We start from the raw sequence: 6,826 nt of genomic DNA on the forward strand, positions 1-6,826 counted from the left end.
CCCCCCCCCCCCCCCCCCCCCCCCCCTCTCGCCCTCAGCAATGGAAGCGCTGCCGCTGCCGTTGCCGTTACCGTTGCCGTTGCCGTTGCCAGCATTCAACAGCAGCCGACCAGCGGTCGGCACTACCGAAGCACGACGAGCCAGGCTCGCTATGACGCGTCCAGCACGGCGCACGATGACAGCCCACAAACAACAACGGCGCCCGAAGGCGCCGTCATGGTGCAGATCAGATCCAGCCCGATCAGAACTTCGCGTCGAACTCCGCCGCGTAGCCCGTATTGACCAGCACCTTCTGCAGCGCATCGCTGATCTTCACATTGCCAGCCACGATCTGCTGCGTCTCCGGACCGCGGCTGTCCATACGGGCCGGCGTCGCACCCTTGAAATCGCACACACGGCCACCGGCCTCACGGACCAGCAGCACACCGGCGGCGATGTCCCAGGCCTTCACACCGGCCTCGAAGTACGCATCGGCACGGCCACAGGCCACATAGGCCAGATCCAGCGCCGCCGAACCCGTGCGGCGCACGTCTTCGGCCTGCACCAGCAGGGCGTCCACCGCCTTCAGCTGCGCGCTCGTGCGCTGACGCTCACGCGGTGCAAAACCGGTATGGATCATCGCGCCGCTCAGGTCCTTGCGCTCGGCAATCCGGATACGGCGGTCATTGAACACCGCGCCCGCACCACGGCTGGCGGTGAACAGCTCATTGCGAAGCGGATCGAAGATCACCGCGTCGATCGGCTCACCGTTCTCGACCAGGGCGATGGATACACAGTAATGCGGGAAGCCGCGCAGGTAGTTGCTGGTGCCGTCCAGCGGATCGATGACCCACATGTAACGGTTGACCGACTGCACGCCACCTTCCTCGCCCATGATCCCGTACTCGGGATAGGCGCGCTTGAGTTCCTTGACGATGACCTTTTCCGCATCTGCATCGACTTCACTGGCATAGTCCATGCGGCCCTTCTGCACGACGTTCAACGCCTCGAGCTTGTTGATGTTGCGCAACAGGACGTTGCCGGCGAGGCGGGCGGCCTTGACCATGACGGTGACGGCGGGTTTCTGCATGGCGAAAAGCTCCCGTAAAGGCAGAGTAGGGGTTTGGCGGGGGAAAAGAGCGGTCCCGGCGCAGAGGCCGGCCGCACAGTTTACCATTTGTCGCTGTCCTGCTCGCATTTGGCCTGTTCATGTCCGTTCAAACCGCTCCCGCCCGCATCCGCTTCGTCCTGGTCGGCACCCAGCACCCCGGAAACATGGGGGCGGCCGCACGCGCCATGAAAACCATGGGCCTGGGCCGCCTGGTCCTGGTCGCCCCTGAAAAACCGCTGGATGAAGAGGCCTTCCGCCGCTCGGCCGGTGCCGAAGACGTACTCGGCGACGCGCCGGTTGTGGCGACCCTGGCCGAGGCAGTGGCCGACTGCCGCTTCGTGCTGGGCTGTACCGCCCGCTCACGCCGGGTCCAGCTGGAAGAGCTGCTGCCGGCCGTGGCTGCCCAGCGCGTGCTGGCCAAGGCGGCCGAGCCGGCCGAGGTGGCCTTCGTGTTCGGCCGTGAGCGTACCGGCCTGACCAATGAAGAGCTGCAGCTCTGCCACGCCGCCGTGCATATTCCGTCCAATCCGGACTTCAGTTCCTTGAACCTGGCCGCCGCCGTCCAGGTGCTGGCCTATGAAGTGCGCATGGCCATCCTCGGGGCGGGCGATGCCCCCGTCGCCGCCCCGGCCGACCCCGGCTTCGGTCAAGCACCGGCCAGCCATGCCCAGGTGGAAGGCCTGTTCGGCCAGCTCGGCGACACCTTGGATGAGATCGATTTCCACAAGGGCCGCGCGCCCGAGTCGGCCATGCGCAAACTGCGCCGCCTGTTCCTGCGCACCGAGCTGAGCGAGCAGGAAGTGCGGCTGCTGCGCGGCATTCTGTCCGATGCACAGCGCATGGCGAGATTGGCGACAAATAAGCCCCTGTAAGCCGACGCAGTTCTCACTTTTTCGGGTAGTCTGTCTCGATTCCTTGGGGGGAGTGATGGGCTTGTCGGGACTGCGAAGGCTGCTGCAGAGCGTATTGCTGTGTCTGGCCATCGCCGCGATGACCGGCCCGGTGTGGGCCGGGCCCGCTCACGTGCTGGTGCTGGGCCGGATCAGCGACGACCCCAGGTCACACTATGCGCAACTACAGCCCCTGCTCGACTACGTGATTCCGCGCATGCACGATGTTGGTATCACCGAAGGCCGCATCCTGATGGCGCGCGATACCCAGCAGATGGGCAGTTACCTGCGCCGCGGCCGTGTCGACTGGGTTACCGAGACCTCCGGTACCGCCGTCGCGCTGGGGTTGCGCAGCGGCGCCAGGCCGCTGCTGTTGACCGAGCGCAGCGGCGTTCGCGACTACCACACCGTGTTTTTCGTGCGCCGCGACAGCCCCATCCGGACGCTGGAAGACCTGCGTGGGCACACCCTGGCGTTGCAGAACGTGGCCTCCACCAGCGCATATCTGGTACCGGTGATGACCCTGCTGCAGCATGGCGAGACGCCGGAAATCCTGGCCTCGATCGGCGATGTCGCCGCACCGGATACGGTGGGTTACGTGTTCGCCCGGTCGGAATCGAACATCGCCACGTTCGTCCACAAGGGGCTGGTCGATGCCGGTGCGGTGAGCAGCGTGGACTGGTCCGATGCCAAGCGCATTCCGGCCAATTTCCTGCGCGATTTCCGCATCATCCATCGCACCGAACCGTATCCGCGTGCGGTCGAAATGGTGCGTGACGACCTGGATCCGAAGGTGCGCGACCGGTTGCAGCAGATTCTGCTGGATGCCGCATCGGATCCGCAGGCACAGCCGGCATTGAAAACATTTTTTGGTACGTCCGGGTTCCACCGGGTGGATGCGCAGATGCAGCACCGGCTGGATGAATTGAAACAAGGCTTGACGCGCGTGCGGATGGAAGTGGAATGAGTCGCTTGGGTTCGGGAATGCAGGCCCGCTTCGTGCTGGCGATGAGCGGCGCGATGCTGGTCGTGGTGGCGATCGTGGCCGTGGTACTGGGGCGCCAGGCCACGATGCAGGATGAGGTGCAGCACCTCAGCGGGACGGTCATCCATGACCTGTTCGACCGCAGTGTGCGCAGCCGTGGTGAAGCGCTGGCGCGGGAGCTGTCCGATGCGCTGGCCAATCCGCTCTATTACAACGACCTGGAGCAGGTCGGCGCGCTGGTGCGCAATACCTCGCGGCAGCAGGTGGTGCGCTATGTGCTGGTGTTCGATGACAACGGCAGGCTGATCCACGACGGCACGGTGGACGTGCTCGAGTTTGGCCAGCCGATGACCGATCCGCTCGCGGCGGGCGCGGCCGGCGCGCGCGAGCTGGTGGTGCAGCAGTCGCCCAAGGTGCTCGACAACGCGATGCCGATCATGATCGGCAACCAGCGGATTGGTGGCGTGCGCGTGGGCATGGCGCTGGACGATGTGCAGGCCATGGAGCAGCAGGCCAACCAGACCCTGGGCGACCGCCTGCAGCAGGTCGGCAAGCGGCACCTGGGCTGGCTGCTGCTGATGCTCGGCCTGCTGGTCGGGATCGGTGCAGTGGTGATCATCTATGTGCAGCGCACCCTGGTCACGCCGATCCGCTGGCTGGCCGGTGCCGCCCGCCAGATCGAGGCCGGCGATTACACCCTGCAGATGCCGGAGATCCGGCGCCAGGATGAGGTAGGGGAGCTGATGCGCGCGTTCGGTCGCATGAGCCAGGCGATTGCCCGGCACGACCGTGAGGTGCGGCACATGGCCTATACCGATGCCCTGACCGGGCTGACCAACCGGCTGGCCTTCCGCGAGTCGCTGGATCATCGCCTGATGGCGGCGCGGGCCTCCGGGCATCGGCTGGGACTGTTGTTCGCTGACATGGACGATTTCAAGCGCGTCAACGACACGCTGGGCCACGAGGCCGGTGACGAGGCCTTGCTGCAGTTCGCACAGCGGATCAGCGCGGCGGTGGCCCAGGCCGGTGGCGATGAGGCGCTGCTGGCGCGCTTCGGTGGCGATGAGTTCGTGATCCTGATCGGTGACGGCGATGTTCCCGCCGGGGCCCGTGAGCTGGCCGAGATTCTCGTGCGTGAACTGGGCAAGCCGCTGGTGGTACAGGGCCGCGAGCTGTTCCTGGGCACCTCGATCGGCGTCACCCTGTTTCCGGACGATGCCGCCGATGCCACCACGCTGCTCAAGAACGGCGACATCGCGATGTACCAGGCCAAGATGGCCGGCAAAAACTGTTACCGCTACTACAGCCGGGCCATGGATCACGCGGTCGAGCGCCGCGTGCACATGGAGCAGGAGCTGCGCGGCGCCTGGGAGCGCGGCGAGCTGCGGCTGGCCTATCAGCCGATCTACCGGACCCGCGACCGCCGCATGGTCGGCGTGGAGGTGCTGCTGCGCTGGCAGCACCCGACCCTGGGCACGATTCCGCCCTCGGTGTTCATCGAAGTGGCCGAGCAGAGCGGCCTGATCGAAGTGATCGGCCCCAAGGTGCTGCGCGCGGCCTGCACCGAGGCGGTGCAGTGGCCGCCGGGTGCCGATGGCGAAGGCCTGTTCGTCTCGGTCAACGTGTCACCGCGCCAGCTGCGCGGCGGCGAGTTGCCGACCCTGGTCGCCGATTGCCTGCGCGACACCGGCCTACCGGCCTCGCGCCTGCACCTGGAGCTGACCGAAACGGCGGTGATCGGCGATGAAATGCTGGCCGCCGCATTGCTGGACAAGCTGCACCGGACCGGCGTGAAGGTCTGGCTGGATGACTTCGGGACCGGCTTCTCCGGCCTGAGCCACCTGCGCCAGGTGCCGGTGGACGGGGTCAAGATCGACAAGAGCTTCGTGGCCGACATGCAGCGCGATCCGGACGATCTGGCGTTGACCACGGCGATCATCGCCATGGCCCATGCGCTGGGGATCACCGTGGTGGCCGAAGGCATCGAGCAGGAAGTGCAGTTCGATCTGCTGGCCCAGCGCGGCTGCGACCTGGCCCAGGGCTACTGGTTGAGCCACCCGGTCAGCGCCACGGACGTGGTGCAGCTGCTCGAGGCCGGCAGCTGACGCTAGACCGGGCGCTTGCTGCTGTCGCCGGAGATCTCGCGGACCAGCTTGGGAACCAGGTAGCCGGACAGGCGCGCGGTCAGCTGCGCATGCAGGTTCTTGGCGGTGTCGTCGGCCACTTCGAAATGGGCCACGCCTTCGACCCGGTCCACCTGGTACAGGTAATAGGGCAGCACGCCCGCCGCGAAACTGCGCTCGCTCAACGCCTGCAGCGCCTCGATCGAATCGTTGACCCCGCGCAGCAGCACCGCCTGGTTGAGCAGGGTGGCGCCGGCCGCGCGCAGGCGCGCCATCGCGGCGTCCACCGATGCGTCGAACTCATTGGCGTGGTTGGCATGGATCACAAACGCCACCGGCCACGGCAGCGCGCCGATCCACTGCACCAGCTCGTCATCCACGCGTTCGGGCAGCACCACCGGCAGGCGGCTGTGGATGCGCAGGCGGCGCAGGTGCGGAATCTGCTTCAGGGCCTGGGTCAGCTCCAGCAGCTTGTGGGTGGCCAGCGACAGCGGGTCGCCGCCGGACAGGATCACCTCGTCGATGTCCGGGTCCTGCGCGATCGCATCGACCGCATCGCGCCAGCCCTCGCGGGCCGCGTTTTCGGTGCCGTAATCGAAATGGCGGCGGAAGCAGTAGCGGCAGTTGATCGCGCAGCTGCCGGTGGTGACCAGCAGGGCGCGGCCGCGGTACTTCTGGATGACCCCGGTGGCCTTCTTGGCCGCCCCGTCGCCCACCGCATCCAGGCTGAAGCCGGGCACGACCTTCAGTTCGTCGGTGATCGGCAGGACCTGGCGGAGCAGGGGGTCATGCCGGTCGCCATGGCGCATCCGGGCTGCAAAGCCCTGCGGCACGCGCACCGCGAACTGGCTGGCCGCCTCGTCAGAGACCCCCAGCGCCACCGGATCCAGCCCCAGCTGCCGCAGCAGCTCGCGCGGGTCACGGATCGCCTCACGCCACCGTTGCTGCCAGCGGACGGGGGCGGCCAGGGGCATGGCGGAAAGCTGCATGGAATGGGGGCCTGCGGTTATCATGTGGGTCAGAAATATCGAGTCACCCCACCGGTGTCGGTGGGATTTCCCATTCTATCCGGCTCGCCGCGCCTGCGCGGCGTTTGCCCATTCAGGAGTTTCAGCATGGCCACTGTTGGCATGAACGATGTCAAGAACGGGATGAAGATCCTGATCAACAACGAACCGGCCGTCATCACTGAGACCGAATACGTCAAGCCGGGCAAGGGCCAGGCCTTCACCCGCATGAAGTACCGCTTCATCAAGTCGGGCCGCGTGGTCGAAATGACCATGAAGGCGACCGACGACGTGGAGAAGGCCGATGTTGTCGATACCAACATGGACTTCATGTACAGCGACGGCGAGTTCTGGCACTTCATGGACCCGGAAACCTTCGAGCAGGTCCAGGCCACCAAGGCCGGCATGGGCGGTGCGGACAAGTGGCTGAAGGGCGAGGAAGTCTGCATCGTGACCCTGTGGAACGGCGAGCCGATCTTCGTGCAGCCGCCGAACTTCGTGGAACTGAAGATCACCGAAACCGATCCGGGCGTCCGTGGCGACACCTCGGGCGGCGGCGGCAAGCCGGCTACCCTGGAAACCGGCGCCGTGGTCCGCGTGCCGCTGTTCGTCAACCAGGATGAAATCATCAAGGTCGACACCCGCTCGGGCGAATACTCCGCACGCGCAGGCAAGTAATCCGGGTACGCGGCAGCGCATTCGCGCTGGCGCTCCCCCGATCCGCACCGCGG

At 66.4% G+C, this 6,826-nt stretch carries 6 protein-coding genes; 4 read left to right on the plus strand and 2 right to left on the minus strand.

What is annotated here, in order from left to right; translation table 11 throughout:
* Nucleotides 1-241: 241 nt before the first annotated feature.
* Nucleotides 242-1,069 (minus strand): inositol monophosphatase family protein, encoded by an 828-nt coding sequence (locus ACE026_RS12050; RefSeq protein ID WP_486039186.1) that lies wholly within the window; start codon nucleotides 1,067-1,069, stop codon nucleotides 242-244.
* 119 nt (nucleotides 1,070-1,188) lie between these two features.
* On the opposite strand from ACE026_RS12050, the gene ACE026_RS12055 reads away from it, so the two are divergent.
* The 3 genes from ACE026_RS12055 to ACE026_RS12065 all read left to right on the plus strand — a co-directional run bounded on the left by ACE026_RS12055 (nucleotide 1,189) and on the right by ACE026_RS12065 (nucleotide 5,070).
* Nucleotides 1,189-1,962, plus strand: coding sequence for an RNA methyltransferase (locus ACE026_RS12055; protein WP_486039187.1), 774 nt, complete (start codon nucleotides 1,189-1,191; stop codon nucleotides 1,960-1,962).
* 61 nt (nucleotides 1,963-2,023) lie between these two features.
* A complete protein-coding gene (locus ACE026_RS12060; protein WP_486039188.1) occupies nucleotides 2,024-2,947 on the plus strand; it encodes a phosphate/phosphite/phosphonate ABC transporter substrate-binding protein in 924 nt (307 codons plus the stop codon).
* The gene (locus ACE026_RS12065) at nucleotides 2,944-5,070 is read left to right on the plus strand and encodes a putative bifunctional diguanylate cyclase/phosphodiesterase (protein ID WP_486039189.1); all 2,127 of its coding nucleotides are present in this window, start codon (nucleotides 2,944-2,946) and stop codon (nucleotides 5,068-5,070) included. Before ACE026_RS12060 ends, ACE026_RS12065 begins: the two co-directional genes overlap by 4 nt.
* Before the next feature lie 2 nt (nucleotides 5,071-5,072).
* Here the strand turns inward: ACE026_RS12065 and epmB are convergent, their stop codons facing one another.
* Nucleotides 5,073-6,077 carry an EF-P beta-lysylation protein EpmB gene (gene epmB / locus ACE026_RS12070; protein ID WP_486039190.1) on the minus strand — a complete coding sequence of 335 codons (1,005 nt, stop codon included), beginning with the start codon at nucleotides 6,075-6,077 and terminating at the stop codon, nucleotides 5,073-5,075.
* A 126-nt stretch (nucleotides 6,078-6,203) separates the two neighbouring features.
* Between epmB and efp the strand changes: the two genes are divergently transcribed.
* Nucleotides 6,204-6,773 carry an elongation factor P gene (gene efp / locus ACE026_RS12075; protein ID WP_123730708.1) on the plus strand — a complete coding sequence of 190 codons (570 nt, stop codon included), beginning with the start codon at nucleotides 6,204-6,206 and terminating at the stop codon, nucleotides 6,771-6,773.
* The last annotated feature ends 53 nt before the right edge of the window (nucleotides 6,774-6,826 follow it).

This window comes from Stenotrophomonas sp. AGC87, from assembly GCF_057333975.1.